The following is a 235-nucleotide window of genomic DNA, read 5'->3' as shown; positions in this document are numbered from 1 at the left end:
AGTAAGATAGTTTTTAAGTCTATCTCTATCAACCTTTCTTGGTTTTGTTCCTTTTACTTGATGATTTAGGTCCCCTGTTTTCTCTTTTAGCTTTAACCAGCCATAAATGGTATTACGTGAGATTTGGAAAATGTGTGATGCTTCTGTTATACTACCTGTTCGCTCACAATAAGAGAGAACTTTTTTACGAAAATCTATTGAATATGCCATAAGAAGATTATACCACATTGTGTAC

General features: G+C 33.2%; 1 protein-coding gene. It reads right to left on the bottom strand.

Annotation, left to right across the window (positions count from 1 at the left end; genetic code table 11):
• Positions 1 to 210, bottom strand: a 210-nt coding sequence (locus ADI86_RS01870; protein WP_152906139.1) for an IS630 transposase-related protein, incomplete at its 3' end; no start/stop codon positions are given.
• Positions 211 to 235 lie beyond the last annotated feature (25 nt).

It is taken from the genome of Streptococcus pseudopneumoniae, assembly GCF_001074975.1.
Classification (GTDB): Bacteria; Bacillota; Bacilli; order Lactobacillales; family Streptococcaceae; genus Streptococcus; species Streptococcus pseudopneumoniae_D.
Note: the sequence above shows the minus strand (reverse complement) of the source record. Positions and strands in the feature narration are given on the sequence as shown.